This window comes from Streptomyces sp. SKN60 (assembly GCF_026236535.1).
Classification (GTDB): domain Bacteria; phylum Actinomycetota; class Actinomycetes; order Streptomycetales; family Streptomycetaceae; genus Streptomyces.
The window spans coordinates 261,145-278,422 of record NZ_JAHTMW010000007.1; the positions used below are offsets into that span (position 1 = coordinate 261,145).

General features: G+C 71.3%; 17 protein-coding genes and 1 riboswitch. Of the genes, 5 read left to right on the forward strand and 12 right to left on the reverse strand.

Annotated elements, in window-relative coordinates; translation table 11 throughout:
* Positions 1–118: 118 nt before the first annotated feature.
* The 10 genes from KV205_RS14455 to KV205_RS14500 form a co-directional block, all read right to left on the reverse strand.
* The gene (locus KV205_RS14455; RefSeq protein WP_265864729.1) at positions 119–967 is read right to left on the reverse strand and encodes a thioesterase family protein; all 849 of its coding nucleotides are present in this window, start codon (positions 965–967) and stop codon (positions 119–121) included.
* Between the two features lie 26 nt (positions 968–993).
* The gene (locus KV205_RS14460; RefSeq protein WP_265864730.1) at positions 994–1,674 is read right to left on the reverse strand and encodes a trimeric intracellular cation channel family protein; all 681 of its coding nucleotides are present in this window, start codon (positions 1,672–1,674) and stop codon (positions 994–996) included.
* A gap of 103 nt (positions 1,675–1,777) precedes the next feature.
* Entirely contained in the window at positions 1,778–2,941 is a 1,164-nt protein-coding gene (locus tag KV205_RS14465; protein WP_265864731.1) for an ABC transporter ATP-binding protein, read from the reverse strand.
* Positions 2,938–3,930 (reverse strand): ABC transporter ATP-binding protein, encoded by a 993-nt coding sequence (locus tag KV205_RS14470; RefSeq protein ID WP_265864732.1) that lies wholly within the window; start codon positions 3,928–3,930, stop codon positions 2,938–2,940. Before KV205_RS14470 ends, KV205_RS14465 begins: the two co-directional genes overlap by 4 nt.
* 2 nt (positions 3,931–3,932) lie before the next feature.
* Positions 3,933–4,892: an ABC transporter permease gene (locus KV205_RS14475; protein ID WP_265864733.1), complete on the reverse strand. Its 960-nt coding sequence runs from the start codon at positions 4,890–4,892 to the stop codon at positions 3,933–3,935.
* Positions 4,892–5,887, reverse strand: coding sequence for an ABC transporter permease (locus KV205_RS14480; RefSeq protein WP_265864734.1), 996 nt, complete (start codon positions 5,885–5,887; stop codon positions 4,892–4,894). The genes KV205_RS14475 and KV205_RS14480 overlap by 1 nt, the downstream gene beginning before the upstream one ends.
* 101 nt (positions 5,888–5,988) lie before the next feature.
* On the reverse strand, positions 5,989–7,659 hold the full coding sequence (locus tag KV205_RS14485; protein ID WP_265864735.1) for an ABC transporter substrate-binding protein: 1,671 nt from the start codon (positions 7,657–7,659) through the stop codon (positions 5,989–5,991).
* 226 nt (positions 7,660–7,885) lie between these two features.
* A complete protein-coding gene (locus KV205_RS14490; RefSeq protein ID WP_265864736.1) occupies positions 7,886–8,677 on the reverse strand; it encodes an enhanced serine sensitivity protein SseB C-terminal domain-containing protein in 792 nt (263 codons plus the stop codon).
* Positions 8,678–8,776: 99 nt separating this feature from the next.
* Positions 8,777–9,514, reverse strand: a complete 738-nt coding sequence (locus KV205_RS14495) for an enhanced serine sensitivity protein SseB (protein ID WP_265864737.1) — start codon at positions 9,512–9,514, stop codon at positions 8,777–8,779.
* Between the two features lie 87 nt (positions 9,515–9,601).
* The gene (locus tag KV205_RS14500) at positions 9,602–10,309 is read right to left on the reverse strand and encodes an AAA family ATPase (protein WP_265864738.1); all 708 of its coding nucleotides are present in this window, start codon (positions 10,307–10,309) and stop codon (positions 9,602–9,604) included.
* 180 nt (positions 10,310–10,489) lie between these two features.
* A riboswitch (glycine riboswitch) is annotated at positions 10,490–10,603 on the forward strand.
* A gap of 170 nt (positions 10,604–10,773) precedes the next feature.
* Here KV205_RS14500 and gcvT point away from each other — a divergent pair.
* From gcvT to KV205_RS14520, 4 genes are all read left to right on the forward strand, one after another.
* Positions 10,774–11,898, forward strand: a complete 1,125-nt coding sequence (gene gcvT / locus KV205_RS14505) for a glycine cleavage system aminomethyltransferase GcvT (protein WP_265864739.1) — start codon at positions 10,774–10,776, stop codon at positions 11,896–11,898.
* A gap of 159 nt (positions 11,899–12,057) precedes the next feature.
* Positions 12,058–12,435, forward strand: coding sequence for a glycine cleavage system protein GcvH (gene gcvH / locus KV205_RS14510; protein ID WP_265864740.1), 378 nt, complete (start codon positions 12,058–12,060; stop codon positions 12,433–12,435).
* A gap of 24 nt (positions 12,436–12,459) precedes the next feature.
* The gene (glyA, locus tag KV205_RS14515; RefSeq protein WP_265864741.1) at positions 12,460–13,719 is read left to right on the forward strand and encodes a serine hydroxymethyltransferase; all 1,260 of its coding nucleotides are present in this window, start codon (positions 12,460–12,462) and stop codon (positions 13,717–13,719) included.
* Between the two features lie 184 nt (positions 13,720–13,903).
* Positions 13,904–15,274 (forward strand): L-serine ammonia-lyase, encoded by a 1,371-nt coding sequence (locus tag KV205_RS14520; RefSeq protein WP_265864742.1) that lies wholly within the window; start codon positions 13,904–13,906, stop codon positions 15,272–15,274.
* Positions 15,275–15,295: 21 nt separating this feature from the next.
* On the opposite strand, the gene KV205_RS14525 is transcribed toward KV205_RS14520, so the two are convergent.
* Together KV205_RS14525 and KV205_RS14530 are read right to left on the reverse strand one after the other, a co-directional pair.
* Positions 15,296–16,204 (reverse strand): CopD family protein, encoded by a 909-nt coding sequence (locus KV205_RS14525; protein WP_265864743.1) that lies wholly within the window; start codon positions 16,202–16,204, stop codon positions 15,296–15,298.
* 125 nt (positions 16,205–16,329) lie between these two features.
* On the reverse strand, positions 16,330–16,545 hold the full coding sequence (locus tag KV205_RS14530) for an EF-hand domain-containing protein (RefSeq protein ID WP_265864744.1): 216 nt from the start codon (positions 16,543–16,545) through the stop codon (positions 16,330–16,332).
* A 73-nt stretch (positions 16,546–16,618) separates the two neighbouring features.
* On the opposite strand from KV205_RS14530, the gene KV205_RS14535 reads away from it, so the two are divergent.
* Positions 16,619–17,266 (forward strand): GNAT family N-acetyltransferase, encoded by a 648-nt coding sequence (locus tag KV205_RS14535; protein ID WP_265864745.1) that lies wholly within the window; start codon positions 16,619–16,621, stop codon positions 17,264–17,266.
* The last annotated feature ends 12 nt before the right edge of the window (positions 17,267–17,278 follow it).

The following is a 17,278-nucleotide window of genomic DNA, read 5'->3' on the forward strand; positions in this document are numbered from 1 at the left end:
GCGGACAAGCCCGCGGTACGGCGTCGCCGGGGCGCGCGGAACGCCCGGCGCCCAACGGGCCGGCATCACCGGACCGGCCCGCAGAGCCGCCCGTCCGTGTCGGCCGCGCGCGGCGCCGTCAGCCCCTCGGCGCCCGCGCCAGCTGGCGGGACTGGGCGACCAGCCGGTCCGCGCTGTCCCAGACCTCGGCGTCCTCCTCCAGGAAGCCGCCCGCGAGGTTGCGGGTGGTGATGGAGACGCGGAGGGGGCCGGGGGCCGGGCGGCAGCGGACGTGGGTGGTGAGTTCGACCGTGGGGGTCCAGCCCTTGAGGCCCAGCTCGAAGGAGGTCGGCGGGAGGGCGTCAACCGTGAGGAGGAGGGAGAGCGGGTCGGGGTCGCGGCCGTCGGCGAGGCCGAACCAGCCGCGCATCTCGCCCTTGCCGGACGGCGCGCCGATCGCCCAGCCGACGGTGGCCGGGTCGAGCCGGATGTCGAGGCGCTCGGTGATCGCCGAGGAGCCGGGGATCGCCGGGGTGGGCCCGTCGGAGGCGCCGAAGCACTGGTCGATCGGGGCGATCGCGGGCGGGGCCGCCGTGGTGCGGACGTCGTCCGGGAGCGCGTCCAGGTCGCCGTACGAGGCGAGCACGCGGATCCGCTCGACCTCGGTGCCGTCCTCCGCGAACTGGAGGAGGGAGGCCTGGCCGGTGGACAGCGTGCGGCCGGTGCGGACCGTCTCGACGCGGATCACGGCCGGGCCCGGCACGGACGGCGTGAGGTAGTGCGCCGAGATCGTGAACGGGTCGGGGTGCGGCAGGTGCTGGCCGAGCGCGCGGCCGAGGAGGGCGAGGAGGTAGCCGCCGTTGACGGCGTGGATGATCGTCCAGCCCGCGGAGAGCTCGGCGTCGTACACCCCGGGCGCGCGCAGGGTGACTGCCGTGTCCCGGTCGAACTCGCTCGCGCTCACGGTCTCCATGCTGCTCGTACTCATGGCCGAAACGCTACAGGAACAGATTACTAAGCGGTAGCTTTTTCGTTTCCGGGTTCCTCGCGCGCGTTCGACCGGCGGTTCCAGGCGCGCGGCGCCCGCCAGTGGTACCGCATCGCGAGCAGCCGCAGCACGAAGGCGGTCAGCACGGCGATGCCGCTGGTGTACGCGTTGAGCACGTCGAAGCGGAGGGCGAGCACGACGATCGTCGCGCCCACGATGGCCGGTACGGCATAGAGGTCGCGGTCCCAGCGCAGCAGCGACGGCACCTCGTTGGCCAGGACGTCGCGCAGCACACCGCCGCCGACGGCCGTGGCCAGGCCGAGCGCCGCCGAGGAGGTCAGCCCGAGCCCGTAGTCGTACGCCTTGGTCGTCCCGGTCACGCAGAACAGGCCGAGGCCCGCCGCGTCGAAGACGTTGACCGCGTTCTGGGTCCGCTCCACCTCCGGGTGGAGGAAGAACACCAGCACGGCCGCGACCAGCGGCATCAGGAAATAGCCGAGATCGGTGAAGGCGGCCGGCGGCACCGCACCGATGATCAGGTCACGGAAGATCCCGCCGCCGAGCGCGGTGGCCTCGGCCAGGACAGCGATGCCGAAGACGTCGAAGTTCTTGCGGACGGCGAGCAGCGCGCCCGAGATGGCGAAGACGAAGATGCCGACCAGGTCCAGCGCATGCTGGACCGACGGATTGAACAGATCGTGGAGCACCGAACCATTGTCCCGGCTCCGAAGGGCCCTCCCGTCCGCCCCACGCGCGTGGGGCCCCGCCGCCTGACGGCGACAGGGCCCCACGTACGAGAAGCGGGCAGCTTTACGCCTCGGGCGCGTCCGCCGCCTCCTCCTTGGCGGGCTCCTCGGCAGCCTCGACGGCCTCGGGCTTCGCGTTCTCCGGCTCCGGAGCCACGTCCTCCGGCTCCGCCTGCTTCTGCGCGGGAACCACCGGCTTCGCGTCCTCCGGCTCCGGCTCCCCCGCCCGCGTGATCGTCCCCTCCGCGATCTCCCGCGCGAAGTGGCACGCCACCTTGTGGCCGCCGCCGGCGTCCGTCAGCTCCGGGCGCTCGGTCGCGCAGCGCGTCTGCTGCGCCCACGGGCAGCGGGTGTGGAAGCGGCAGCCGGCCGGCGGGTTGGCCGGGGACGGCAGGTCGCCGTGCAGCAGGATGCGCTCGCGGCGCTCCTCGACCTCCGGGTCCGGGACCGGGACCGCCGACATCAGGGCGCGGGTGTACGGGTGCAGCGGCTCCGCGTACAGCACGTCGCTCGGCGCCTCCTCGACCAGCGAGCCGAGGTACATCACGCCGATGACGTCCGAGATGTGCCGGACCACCGCCAGGTCGTGGGCGATGACCAGGTAGGTCAGGCCCATCGACTCCTGCAGCTCCTCCAGGAGGTTGATCACCTGGGCCTGGATGGAGACGTCCAGGGCCGAGACGGGCTCGTCGCAGATGATCAGGTCCGGCTCCAGGACGAGCGCCCGCGCGATGCCGATGCGCTGGCGCTGGCCGCCGGAGAACTCGTGCGGGTAGCGGGAGAGGGCGTTGGCGGGCAGGCCCACCTTGGCCAGGATCTCCTTGATCTTCTCCCGGCGCTCCTCCTGGTCCGCGCCGATCCCGTGCGCGGCCATGCCCTCGCTGAGGATCGACTCGATGTTCTGCCGCGGGTTGAGGCTGCCCAGCGGGTCCTGGAAGACCATCTGGAGCCGGCGGCGGAAGGAGCGCAGCTCCTTCTCGGGGAGCTTGGCCACGTCGGTGCCGTCGAGCACGACCGAGCCGTCGGTGATGTCGACCAGGCGCAGTACGGCACGCCCGAGGGTCGTCTTGCCGCAGCCCGACTCGCCGACCAGGCCGTAGGTCTGGCCCGCCTCGACCGACAGCGAGATGCCGTCGACGGCGTAGACGTGGCCGACCGTGCGGTCGAAGAGGATGCCCTTCTTGACGGGGAAGTGGACCTTCACTCCGTCCAGTTCGAGCAGGCTCATGCCGGGACCTCCGTCGTGGCCAGGACCGGGTTGGCGCAGCGGGCGCGGTGTCCGGCCTCGCGGGGTTCGGTCAGTTCGGGCGTGCCCGTGAGGCACTCCATCTCGTACCGGTCGCAGCGCGGGGCGAAGGCGCAGCCCTCGGCCCAGGCGATCTGGTCGTTGATGGACCCGCGAATGGGGTTGAGGGACTCGCCGCGCGGGGCGTCGAGCCGGGGGATGGAGCCGAGCAGCCCGTGGGTGTACGGGTGCGTGGGGTGCGCGAACAGCTCGCGGCGGCCGGCGGATTCGACGACCTTGCCCGCGTAGAGCACGTTGACCTGGTCGCACAGGCCGGCGACGACCCCCAGGTCGTGGGTGATCATCAGCAGCGCGGTGCCCTCCTGGTCGACCAGTTCCTTGAGGAGTTCGAGGATCTGGGCCTGGATGGTGACGTCGAGCGCGGTGGTCGGCTCGTCGGCGATGAGCAGCCGGGGGGCGCAGGCCACCGCCATGGCGATGAGCGCGCGCTGCCGCATGCCGCCGGAGAGCTGGTGCGGGAACTCCTTCAGGCGCCGCATCGGGTCGGGGATGCCGACCCGGTCGAGCAGGTGGGCGGCCTCCTTGCGGGCGGCCTCCCCCTTCAGGCCGCGGTGGCGCTGGAGGATCTCGGTGACCTGGATGCCGATCGGGATGACCGGGTTCAGCGAGGACAGCGGGTCCTGGAAGATCATCGCCAGGTCGCGGCCGCGCAGGTCGCGCATCTTGCCGGGGCTGAGCGTCAGCAGGTCGGTGCCGTCGAAGTCGGCGCGCCCGCCGAGCGTGACGCCCTTGGCCGGCAGCAGGCCCATCAGGGCGAGAGAGGTCACGGACTTGCCGCAGCCCGACTCGCCGACCAGGCCGACGACCTGGCCCTGGTCGACGCTGAAGGAGACGCCGTTGACCGCCCGGACGTCCTTGCGGCCGCGGCCGCCGAAGGTGACGGTGAGTTCGTCCACGGTGAGGAGTGGCATGACTAACCTCGCAGCTTCGGGTCGAGCGCTTCGCGCATGGCCTCGCCGAGCAGGGTGAAGCCGAGGGCGGTGATGATGATCGCGACCGCCGGATACATGGACATCATCGGCGCGTTGTCGAAGAAGCGTTCCGCCTGCGAGAGCATGACGCCCCACTCGGGAACCGACGGGTCCGGGTTGCCGAGTCCCAGGTACGAGAGCGCGGCGGCCTCGATGATGGCGGTGGCGAGGCTGAGCGTCGCCTGGACGATCACCGGGCTCAGCGAGTTCGGCATGATCTGGGTGAAGACGATCCGCCGCTTGCGCAGGCCGAGCGCGCGGGCCGCGAGCACGTAGTCGCTGCCGCCCTGGGCGAGCATCGAGCCGCGCAGGAGGCGGGCGAAGACCGGGATCTGCACCACGCCGACGGCGATCATCACGGTGGTGAGCGACTGGCCGAGCACGGCGGCGACGGAGACGGCGAGGAGCAGCGAGGGCAGTGCGAGCAGGATGTCGGTGACGCGCATGACGGCGTCGTCGATCCGCTGCCCCGTCCGGCCGCCGAGGGTGGCCGCCGCACCCGACACGGCGCCGACCAGGGCGCCGATGATCAGGCCGATGAGCATGGAGACCACGCCGACGAGCAGCGTCTGGCGGGCGCCGACGAGCATGCGGGAGAAGACGTCGCGGCCGAGGTGGTCGAGGCCGAACCAGTTCTCGGCGCGCGCGCCGACGAACTGTCCCCGGTTGGGGAAGACCTCGCCGCGCCAGGCCTGGTCGGTCGGGGCGTGCGGGGCGATCCAGGGGCCGATGATCGCGAGCAGCACGAACGCGGCGATGATCACGGCGCCGATGATCGCGGCCTTGCTGTTGCGCAGCCGGCGCATCGCCTCGCGCCACAGGCTGGCGCCGCTGGCGGTCTCGGTCGTCGCGGTGAGCTGGGCGAGCCGGTCGACCTTGGAAGCGGTGTTTGTCAGGCTCATCAGTGCACCCGCACCCTCGGATCGATGACGCTGTACGCGAGGTCCACGAGCATGTTGATCAGCACGTAGATCATGGCGATGAACATGATGAAGCCGACGAGCACCGGGTAGTCGCGGGCGTCGATGGCGGTGCGGATGAAGGAGCCGATGCCGCCGAAGGAGAAGACCGACTCGGTGAGCACCGCGCCGGAGAGCAGGCTTCCGGTGAGCAGACCGACGGTGGTGACCACCGGAAGGAGCGCGTTGCGCAGGATGTGCCGGCCGCGGACGACGCGGCGCTCCAGGCCCTTGGACTCGGCGGTGCGGATGTAGTCCTCGCCGAGCACCTCCAGGACGCTGGCGCGGGTCATCCGCACGATGACGGCGAGCGGGATGGAGGCCAGGGCGATGCCGGGCAGCACCAGGTGCATCAGCGCGTCCCAGGCGGCGTCGAACTCGCCGGTGAGCAGGCCGTCGAGGACGGCGAAGCCGGTCACGCTGGTCGCGTCCATGCCGGTGGACTGGCGGCCGAAGGTGCCGAAGACGTCGCCGAAGGCGCCCTTGAGGATGTCGGCCAGGAAGAAGACCGGGATGCAGATGCCCACGAGCGAGCCGGAGACGGAGGCCACGTCGAGCCAGCCGCCGCGCTTGCGGGCGGCCAGGTAGCCGAGCGGGACGCCCACGACGACCGCCAGGAACATGGCGGCGAGGCTGAGTTCGACCGTGGCGGGGAAGCGCAGCACGAACTCGTCCCAGACCGGCTGTCCGGTCTGCACCGAGGTGCCGAGGTCGAGGTCGAAGAGCCGCTTGAGGAAGCGGCCGTACTGGACGTAGATCGGCTGGTCGAGTCCCAGTGCGCGGTTGATCCGCGCCACGTCGGCTTCGGTCGCCCGCTCGCCCAGGATCGCTGAGGCGGGTCCGCCGGGCAGCCGGTTCAGCCAGATGAAGAGCAGAACCGACAGGCCGAGCAGGGTGGGTATCAGCTGGAGAAGTCGTCGTACGACGAGTCGCAACACCCCGCGTGCCCCTTTCTTGCGTTGTTCGGGATCGGGAGTCGGATGCGCGGACGCCCGGTCACGAGAGGAACGCGTGACCGGGCGGACCGCTGGCGGTGGTGTTACTTGAAGGAGACCTCGGCGAAGTTCTCCTGCGTCAGCGGGGAGACCTTCGGCGGGTTGACGTTCTTGCCGAACGCGATGGCCGGCGGCGAGGAGGACAGCGGGACACCGGGGAGGTAGTCCATGATCGCCTCGTTGGCCTTCTTGTACAGGTCGGTGCGCTTGGTCGGGTCGCCCTGGAGGGAGCCCGCCTTCACCGCGGCGAAGACCTTGTCGTCCTTGAAGCCCCACTGCTTGTCGTACCCGGCGAACCAGGTGCCGATGAAGTTGTAGCCGTCGTTGAAGTCACCGGTCCAGCCGAGCATGTGCAGGGCGCAGGAGCCGGCCTCGGTGGCGTCCAGGTAGTCCGGGTTCCACTTCATCGGCTTCGGGGTGACCTTGATGCCGGCCTTCTCCAGGTCGGCCTTGATCAGCTCGAAGATGTCCTGCGGGGCAGGCATGTACGGGCGGGTGACCTCGGTCGGGTAGCAGAACTCGATGTTCAGGTTGCTCTCGCCGGCGGCGGCGAGGAGCTGCTTGGCCTTGGCCGTGTCGAAGGGGTACTTCTTCACGTTCTCGGACCAGCCGGCGACCGTGTCGGGCATGAACTGGGTCGCGACCTTGCCGCCCGCGGGCAGCTGGGTCTTGACGATGTTCTCGCGGTCCATGGCGTGGGCGATGGCCTGGCGGACCTCGGGCTTCTTCAGCGCCGGGTTCTTCTCCTGCGACATGCCGACGTAGAGCAGGTTGAAGACGTCACGGGTCGGGACCTTGAAGCCGGCCGCCTCGAGCGTCTTGATGTCGGCGGGCGCGACCAGGTCGTAGCCGTCGATGTCACCGGCCTGCAGCGCCTGACGGCGGCCGCTCTCGGTGTCGATGGTGCGGAAGACCAGGTTCTTGACCTTGGCCTTCTCGCCCCAGTAGTCGTCGAAGCGGGTCAGGGCGACTTCCTTGTTGCCCTTGTTCCACTTCGTGATCTTGTACGGGCCGGTGCCGGCGACCGTGCCGGCCTCCTGGCTGTACTTGGGGTACGTGATGGCGTCGCCCTTGGCGGTCGCCTCCTGCTTCGCGTACTCCTTGAGCGCCTTCGGCGAGTGGATCGCGAGGGCCTGCAGGGAGAAGCCGCCGGGAAGGTTGGCGGAGGGCTCGAAGACCTCGATGACGGCCGTGTTCGCGTCCTTGACGGTGCAGGACTTGTAGTTGGCCTTCGGGGTTTCCTTGTCCTCGTTCTTCGCGAACCCGCCCATGATGGTCTGCCAGTAGTAGGAGACCGCGCTGGACTGGTACGTGCCCTTCCAGTTGAACCAGTAGTCGTAGTTCGCGCAGACCGCGGCGGCGTCGAACTTCTCGCCGTCGTGGAACTTCACGCCCTGACGCAGGTTGAACGTCCAGACCGTGCCCGCAGGGTTGCTGGACCACTTCTCGGCGAGACCGCCGACCAGCTTGCTGCCGCCGGACTCGTGCTCCAGCAGGGCCTCGAAGGCCTGCCGGGTGACACGGAAGGTCTCGCCGTCGGAGGCGAGAGCCGGGTCGAGGGAGGCCGGGTCACCGGGGGCACCGAACACGAAGGTGTCCTTGGCGCCGTCCTTGTCCCCGTCCTTGCCCCGCTCGCTCGCGCAGCCGGTGGCGATGAGGCCGACCGCGAGGGCCGCCGTCAAAGCCCGGGCTGACCGGGACGTGAATATTCGCATGGGTCCACCCCTGGGTCGCCATGTGTGGTCGGTCTGACCGGCCGAACGCTACTGGCGAGTGACGCGGCAGAGAACAGTCCGCATAGCGGTGATATCAAGCTGAGACCCGGACAGTTGGCAAATCGGGCGGATGCGGGACAGAGCCGCCGCGTCGCCCGCAAGCGGAGTCAAAACCTCAGCTCGGAAAGGGATTTCGCCACCGTCTTGACAAAGCGGCGGGAAGGACTCAGGCGTGCCGCGCCGGCGGGTAGCCGTATCCCGACTGGTGAGACGCGGCGCCCGGCCCCGCGGCGTGCGCGTCGCGGTCGTAGAACGGACGGGCGTGGGCGTACAGCCACATCGCGACCGGGTCGTACGTGTCGGACATGGCCACCGTGGAGACCGGCAGTCCGTCGGGGACGGCGGCGACGGTCTGGTGCATCATCGCCCGCACGGCCTCGACGGAGGCCGGCGAGGAGTCGTACAGGTCGAGGCCGATCGCGAGGTACGGGGAGCCGAGCGCGGGCTGCACCCAGGCGCGGCGCAGCGAGCGGACGGCGGAGGTGCGGTGCGCGTTCTGCGTGAGCAGGGCGTAGAACTGCGGGATCTCCACGGCGGGTTCGGAGAGCCGCAGCGGGCCGGCGGGCATCCGGTCGAGGCCGGTGGCGATCCGGCGCAGGTCGGCCCAGGGGATGCCGACGCCGCCGCCGGGGGCGTGCGGGTTGAGCCAGATGCCCCAGCGGTCGGGGTAGAGGGCGCGGGCGATCTCGAGTCCGGAGACGAGTTCGTGGCCGCGGGTCCAGCCGGAGGCGGCGAGCTCCTGGGCGGAGGTGACGCACGGCGCGTAGCCGTAGCCGTCGACCTCCATGTTGCCGTACTGGGCGTCGGGCGAGCCCGGGGTGCCCTGCCAGAGCAGCATCCGCACCTCGGAGCCGGCGAGGGCGCGCAGCAGCTGCTCGTAGGCGTCGTGGCGCCCGGGTGCCACCTGGCGCAGCATGTGCTCGACCTGTCCGGTCGCGGCGGTGCCTGACGCGCTCACCGTGGGTCCCGCCCCTCTTGTCGTACGACTCGGCTCGGTGGTTCTCGGAGTGGTTCGTGAAGTGGTTCTTGAATCAGTTCAGCTTAAACAAGGGGTACGTCACACGGCGGCGCGCTGGTAGAAGGGGCGCACCTTGTCCAGCATCCAGTCGCCGACCGGGTCCTGGGCCACGTCGAGCAGGATGAGGTTGACCGGCCAGGCGACCTCGACCCGGCCGAGGGCCCGGCCGAGGGCGTCGAGCGGGGCGTTGCGGTCGGCGTCGGGGCCGGTGAGCTCGACGCCGACGAAGAGCGCGGGCTCGGTGCCCTCGACGCTGGCGAGGACCCGGCGGGCGACCGCGACGACGCCGGTGGCCTCGAACTCGGCGGAGGCGGCGGCGAGGAAGTCGACCGGGTCGTCCTGCCAGTCCGGCTCGAAGAGCCGCACCCGGCCGCCGCTGGCGGGCCCGTCGAGGGCGGTGCGGCCGGTCCGGCAGAGCTCGGCGACGGCGGGCGGGGGCAACGGGACGCCGACGGTGCCGCCGGGGTTCACGGCGATGCCGAGCTGCGGGGGCAGACCGCGGGCGAAGTCGCGGGCGGGGGCGATGGTGTACGACATGTGCTCGCCGGCGATGGCGAGGAACTGCTGCTCGGAGCTGAACACGGGCACGTAGGCGGCGCCGTCGATCTCCATGGTGGGCAGGTCGAGGTCCCGGCTCTCCGGCCCGCCGCCGTTGGGCAGCGGCACCCAGACGGGGCTGCGCCCGAGCACCTCGACCAGGCGTCCGCCGGCGGAGGGGTTGCCGAGGGAGGCGGCCAGCACTTCCTCGAGCTCATTGCCCGGCCACGTCACGTCCACGGTTCGTCGTCCCCTTCCCGGCACACGGTCGGTCAGAACCCTAATGGCGCTGTCGGCCTCGTGTGACCGAAAAGGGTGCGGAGTGCGTCACGGCAGATCGCGGAAGGCGATCTTCCGCAGGGCGTCGGCGGCGTCCCGGTCGAGCAGGGTGACCGAGGCGCAGCCCGGGGGCAGGGTGCCGGCCTCGGCGGTGCGGACCAGGCGGGCGACGGCGCGGCGGTGGCGGGCGAAGGCGTACAGGGAGACGCCGCGGCCGCGGTCGCGCTGGCCGGCCCGGGCGGTGGCCGGGTCGACGTCGAGCAGGATCAGGTGCATGGCGGCGCCGCGGCGGCGGGCGTCGCGGGCGAGCCAGCCGCGCACCCAGGACTGGGTGCCGCAGTCGTGGACGATCACCCCGGCGCCGGTGCGCAGGGCGCGGCGCAGCCCCGCGTAGTGGGCGAGGCGAGCGAGCGGGCGGTAGAGCGCGTACGGCAGGAAGCGGGGCAGCCGGGCCTCCCAGCGCTCCCGGGTGTCCTGGGAGTCGACGGCGCGGCCCTCGGCGGCCCGGGCCATCAGGGTGGACTTGCCGGCGCCGGGCAGCCCGGAGACGACCACGACGTCGCCGGCGGCGAAGGTGAGCGCGCGCGGGCTGCGGCCGGCCCGCTCGCGCAGGTCGCGCAGCAGCCGGGCGCGGCGCCGGCTGCGGGCCCGCTCGCGGGTGCGGGCGCGGGCGACCGCCCGCTGGGCGGGTATGCCGGTGTTCGTCACTCCGGTGTTCGTCGCCGCGGCCGGGAGGCCGGTGGGCCGGATCGTCATCGCTTCTCCCCCTGTCGGGTCTCCCCGTGTCGGGTCTCCCGTGACGGGACTGCGGGACCCCTGCCCACAAAGTGTAAAGAGACGGTAATGCGGCACAAGCGATTTGCCGCGCGGATCGGCCGTGCAATGATGAGCGCGCCACGCGCTCGCACGAGCGCGCACAACCGCATACCGGCCGCTCGAATCCGCGCGGGAGAGTTCCGGGTCCAGCCGGCGCAGTCGCGCCGCGTGCCCGGGCGCCGAAGGAGCAAGTACCTCCCTTGAATCTCTCAGGCCCCGTACCGCGTGGATGAGGCAGATCTGAAAAGCGGGTCGCCCTGCCGCGTCCCCACCCAAGGTGCAAGCCGATCTCTCGGTGACGAGATGCTCTCGGTGAACCTCTCAGGTTCCATGACAGATGGGGAGGATCGTCCTCACCGTCATGTATGTCGTGCCCCGCACGCCTGGGACCCGGGAGCCACCCCATGAGCACTGCCCCCCGTCTGACCGCCCTCGATGCCCTGCATCGCTCGCTGGGCGCGACCATGACCGACTTCGCCGGCTGGGACATGCCGCTGCGGTACGGCAGCGAGCGCGACGAGCACAACGCCGTCCGCACCCGGGCCGGCCTCTTCGACCTCTCCCACATGGGCGAGATCACCGTCACCGGCCCGCAGGCCGTGGAGCTCCTGGACTACGCCCTGGTCGGCAACATCTCGACCGTGGGCAACGGGCGCGCCCGCTACACGATGATCTGCCAGGAGGACGGCGGCATCCTCGACGACCTGATCGTCTACCGCCTCGGCGAGACGGAGTACATGGTCGTCGCCAACGCCTCCAACGCCCAGGTCGTGCTCGACGCCCTGGTGGCCCGCTCCGAGGGCTTCGACGCCGAGGTCCGCGACGACCGCGACGCGTACGCCCTGATCGCCGTCCAGGGCCCGGAGTCCCCCGGCATCCTGAAGTCGCTCACCGACGCCGACCTGGACGGTCTGAAGTACTACGCGGGCCTGCCCGGCACCGTCGCCGGCGTGGACGCGCTGATCGCCCGTACCGGCTACACCGGCGAGGACGGCTTCGAGCTGTTCCTGAAGCCGGCCGACGCCGAGGGCGTGTGGCGGGCGCTGACCGAGGCCGGCAAGGACGTCGGCCTGATCCCGTGCGGCCTGTCCTGCCGCGACACGCTGCGCCTGGAGGCGGGCATGCCGCTGTACGGGCACGAGCTGAACACCTCGCTCACCCCCTTCGACGCGGGCCTCGGCCGGGTCGTGAAGTTCGAGAAGACCACCAACGAGGGCCGCTTCGTCGGCCGCGAGGCGCTGGAGAAGGCCGCCGAGCGCGCCGAGTCCGCCCCGCCGCGCAAGCTGGTCGGCCTGATCGCCGAGGGCCGCCGCGTCCCGCGCGCCGGCATGTCGGTGGTCGCGAACGGCGAGGTCATCGGCGAGATCACCTCCGGCGCCCCGTCCCCCACCCTGGCCAAGCCGATCGCCATGGCGTACGTGGACGCGGCCTTCGCCGAGCCGGGCACCGAGGGCGTCGGCGTCGACATCCGCGGCACGCACGAGCCGTACACGGTCGTGGCGCTGCCGTTCTACAAGCGCCAGAAGTGAGGATGGGGCGACAGCCCCGCCGGCGCCCGGCGTGACACCCGGCGTGACACCGGCACGACGCCGGACGTGACGCCGGACGTGACGCATTCGTCTCAGGACGCGTCTCACCCCGCAAGACCCCCGTACATCCGCACTCCCCGCATCCAGGAGAATCAGGTCATGAGCAACCCGCAGAACCTTCGCTACAGCAAGGAGCACGAGTGGCTGTCGGACGCCGAGGGCGGCGTCGCGACGGTCGGCATCACCGAGCACGCGGCGAACGCGCTCGGCGACATCGTGTACGTCCAGCTCCCGGAGGTCGGTGACACCATCACCGCCGGCGAGTCCTGTGGCGAGCTGGAGTCGACCAAGTCCGTCAGCGACCTGTTCGCCCCGGTGACGGGCGAGGTCGTCGAGGCCAACCAGGACGTCGTCGACAACCCGGAGCTGGTGAACAACGACCCGTTCGAGGGTGGCTGGCTGTTCAAGGTGCGCATCACGGAGGAGCCGAAGGACCTGCTCTCCGCCGACGAGTACACCGCCTTCACCGCAGGCTGACCGAGACCCCCTAGGGATCGCTTCATGTCGCTTCTGAACACCCCTCTCCACGAGCTGGACCCGGACGTCGCCGCCGCCGTCGACGCCGAGCTCCGCCGTCAGCAGTCCACCCTCGAGATGATCGCCTCGGAGAACTTCGCTCCGGTCGCGGTCATGGAGGCCCAGGGCTCCGTCCTCACCAACAAGTACGCCGAGGGCTACCCGGGCCGCCGCTACTACGGCGGCTGCGAGCACGTCGACGTGGCCGAGCAGATCGCGATCGACCGGATCAAGGACCTGTTCGGCGCCGAGTACGCCAACGTGCAGCCGCACTCCGGTGCCTCCGCCAACCAGGCCGCGCTGTTCGCGATCGCCCAGCCCGGCGACACGATCCTCGGTCTCGACCTGGCGCACGGCGGCCACCTCACCCACGGCATGCGCCTGAACTTCTCGGGCAAGCAGTTCAACGTGGTCGCGTACCACGTGGACGAGAACGGCCTGGTCGACATGGCCGAGGTCGAGCGCCTCGCCAAGGAGCACCGCCCGAAGGTGATCATCGCCGGCTGGTCGGCGTACCCGCGTCAGCTCGACTTCGCCGAGTTCCGCCGGATCGCCGACGAGGTCGAGGCCTACCTGTGGGTCGACATGGCCCACTTCGCGGGCCTGGTCGCGGCCGGTCTGCACCCGAACCCGGTCGAGTACGCGGACGTGGTGACCTCCACCACGCACAAGACGCTCGGCGGCCCGCGCGGCGGCATCATCCTGGCGAAGAAGGAGTTCGCGAAGAAGCTGAACTCCTCGGTCTTCCCCGGCTTCCAGGGCGGCCCGCTGGAGCACGTGATCGCGGCCAAGGCCGTCTCCTTCAAGGTCGCGGCCTCGGAGGAGTTCAAGGAGCGCCAGCAGCGCACCCTGGACGGCGCCCGGATCATCGCCGAGCGCCTGGTGCAGGACGACGTCAAGCAGCACGGCGTGTCCGTGCTGTCCGGCGGCACCGACGTGCACCTGCTCCTGGTCGACCTGCGGAACTCGGAGCTGGACGGCCAGCAGGCCGAGGACCGGCTGCACGAGGTGGGCATCACGGTCAACCGGAACGCCGTTCCGAACGACCCGCGCCCGCCGATGGTCACCTCCGGCCTGCGCATCGGCACGCCGGCCCTCGCCACCCGCGGCTTCGACGCCGAGGACTTCCGCGAGGTCGCCGACGTGATCGCCGAGACGCTGAAGCCCGGCTTCGACGCCGAGGCGCTGAAGGCCCGGGTGACGGCGCTGGCCGACAAGCACCCGCTGTACCCCGGCCTGAAGTAATTTCGTACGATTTAGTTCCAGGTTTGTTCGTACGACAGCTCCGGGGCACCGCGCACACTGGACAGTGAGCGCGGTGCCCCACCGCTTTACCGCCCTCCCCGCCCTCCCCGCCCTCCCCGCTCTTCCGGCTCGTTCTGCACCACCCCGGCAGACAACGGCGTCTAGCCCCCACAAGGAGTCCCCCGTGGCCATCTCGGTCTTCGACCTGTTCTCGATCGGCATCGGCCCGTCGAGCTCCCACACGGTGGGCCCGATGCGCGCGGCCCGCATGTTCGCCCGCCGGCTGAAGAACGAGGGCCTGCTCGCCCACACCGCGTCGATACGGGCGGAGCTGTACGGCTCGCTGGGCGCGACCGGCCACGGCCACGGCACCCCGAAGGCGGTGCTGCTCGGCCTGGAGGGCAACTCGCCGCGCACGGTCGACGTGGAGAACGCCGACGACGAGTTCGAGCGGATCAAGGCGAGCGGGAAGATCAATCTGCTCGGCGCGCACGAGATCCCGTTCTCCTTCGACGACGACCTGGTCCTGCACCGCCGCAAGGCGCTGCCGTACCACGCCAACGGCATGACGGTCTTCGCGTACGACGCCGAGGGCACGCTCATCCTGGAGAAGACGTACTACTCGGTCGGCGGCGGCTTCGTCGTGGACGAGGACGCGGTAGCCGGCGAGAACCCGATCATCCCGGACGACACCGTCCTGAAGTACCCCTTCCGCACCGGCGACGAGCTGCTCCGCCTCACCAAGGAGACCGGCCTGTCGATCTCCTCGCTGATGCTGGAGAACGAGAAGGCCTGGCGCACCGAGGACGAGATCCGCGCCGGCCTCCTGGAGATCTGGCGGGTCATGCAGGCCTGCGTCTCGCGCGGCATGTCCCGCGAGGGCATCCTGCCGGGCGGCCTGAAGGTCCGCCGCCGCGCCTCCACCCTGGCCCGCAAGCTGCGCTCCGAGGGCGACCCGACCACCCACGCGATGGAGTGGATCACTCTCTACGCGATGGCCGTGAACGAGGAGAACGCGGCGGGCGGCCGCGTGGTCACCGCCCCGACGAACGGCGCGGCCGGCATCATCCCCGCCGTCCTGCACTACTACATGAACTTCGTGCCCGGCGCGGACGAGGACGGCGTGGTCCGCTTCCTCCTCGCCGCCGGCGCCATCGGCATGCTCTTCAAGGAGAACGCCTCCATCTCCGGCGCCGAGGTCGGCTGCCAGGGCGAGGTCGGCTCCGCCTGCTCCATGGCCGCCGGCGCCCTCGCCGAGGTCCTCGGCGGCTCCCCCGAGCAGGTCGAGAACGCCGCCGAGATCGGCATGGAGCACAACCTGGGCCTGACCTGCGACCCGGTCGGCGGCCTCGTCCAGATCCCGTGCATCGAGCGCAACGGCATGGCCTCGGTCAAGGCCGTCACGGCGGCGAAGATGTCGATGCGGGGCGACGGCAGCCACCTGGTCTCCCTCGACAAGGTCATCAAGACCATGAAGGAGACCGGCGCGGACATGTCCGTCAAGTACAAGGAGACCGCGCGGGGCGGGCTCGCGGTGAACATCATCGAGTGCTGAGGCCGCTGCCGCCCCGACCCGTCAGGGCAGCAGCCAGTGCGGGTCCGGGACGACGGTGAGCAGGGCCGAGACGAGGACCACGAGGCCGAGCACGCCCAGTTCGACCCGGGCCGGGGGGCGGGCGTCGGCGCCGTGCAGCATCCGGCGGCGGGCGGTGAGGGCGAGCAGGGCGGTGAGCCCGAAGAGCGCGAGCTTGACCAGCAGGACCCGGCCGTACGCGGTGGAGAGCACGCCGTCGAGCGGGAGCCGGCGCAGGGTGGAGAAGGTGCCGGTGACGCAGAGGGCGGCGAAGGCGCAGGCCGCCATCCGCGCGTACCGCATCAGCACGTCCTGGCCGCCGCCGCGCAGCCGCATGGTGCGCAGCACGTACAGGAGGCTGCCGCACCACAGGGAGGCGGCGGTCAGGTGGACGACGGTGAGGCTGACGCCGATCGCCGGGGTGTACGCCTCGGGGTGGGCGCGCATGGCCTCGGCGCCGACGGCGACGGCGAGCGGCCCGAGGGCGAGGGCGGGGCGGCGGGTGGCGGCGCACAGCGCGGCGAGCGCGAGCGCGTTGGTGGTGACGAGGAGGAGCCGGCCCTCGCGGAGCCCGTAGACGGTGCCGAGGCTGAGGCCGCTGAGCCGGCCGAGGAGGACGAGCATGCCCGCGGAGGCGGCGGCGCCGGTGGCGGCGGCCGGGACGGACCAGCGGCGGGGCAGCGGGCCCTCGCCGGCCAGCCGGACCCCGGCGAGCTCGCCGATCTGGACGGCGAGCGCGGTGAGGACCAGGAGCCGCAGCAGCGTGATGGTGCCGGCGGCGGGGATCTCCAGCTCGCCGGTGCCCGTCTGGGCGAGCGAGACGCCGAGGAGGGCGACGGTGAGGACGCCGATGAGGGCGAGAACGGCTGCCGTCAGACGGATCGGGGTGCCGAGGGGTCCGGGGAGGCTCACCGAATGATCGTCACCGGGGGCCGGACGGGCGGCAACTCGCGTACGTACGCATGGTCGTACGGAGCCGCCCGCCCGCGCCCCGGGACGGGTCAGGCCTTGGCTCAGGCCTTGGCTCAGGCCTTGGCTCAGGCCTTGCCGAGGTGGGCCCAGAACTCCTCGAAGGAGAGCTTGCCGTCGCCGTTGTCGTCGCGCTGCTTGATGAGCGCCTCGGCGACCGTCTCGGTCGTGTAGAAGTCGCCCATCTCGGCCATGACGTGCTTGTACTCGGCGGCCGTGATGAAGCCGTCCCCGTCCACGTCGAACTTGTTGAATGCCGTACGTGCCGACTCGATGTCCGCCACTGCTTCCGCCCCTTCATGGTGCTTGGTGTCGGGGGCCAGATTAGCGGGCGCACCGGTGGCCGATGATGGGGGCATGAACAGCGATGCGGCGGAGATGGCGGAGATACTGGCGGCGGCGGCCCGCGGGGAGTTCCCGCCGCCGGACGGTTCGACGACGGTGCTGCCGCAGCCGAGCGGCCGGGACGCGGGGGTGCTGTCCTTCACGGCGCACTCCGTGGTCTTCCTCGACGAGGACCCGGACTGGATCCGGGCGGAGCTTGCCCGGGCCTCGACGGACCCGCTGGTGGCGAGCATGACCCCGCGCTTCCTGACGGCGCTGACGGCCCGCACCGGCCGTTCGATGAACACGATCGACCTGATGACGGTCGCGGACGCGCTGCCCGGCCCGCCGGAGCTCGCGCTCCGGGAGATCCACGACCAGGACCATCCGCGGGTGGCCCGGGCGCTGAAGTACCGCGACGAGGTACGGGTGTGGGTCACCGACGGCGGTCTGGTGACCCTGGGCCGGGGCGTGGCCGGCCGGATGGAGGTGGCGATCGAGGTCGACGAGGACGCCCGCCACCGCGGCCTGGGCCGCGCCCTGGCCACGGCCGCCCGCCATCTCACCCCGGACCCGGTGGTGTGGTCCCAGCAGTCCCCCGGCAACGCCCGCAGCGTCCGCGTCTTCCAGGCGGCGGGCTACCGCCCGGTGGGCTCGGAGGCCCTGCTGACGGCCGCCTGACCGCGTCCTGAG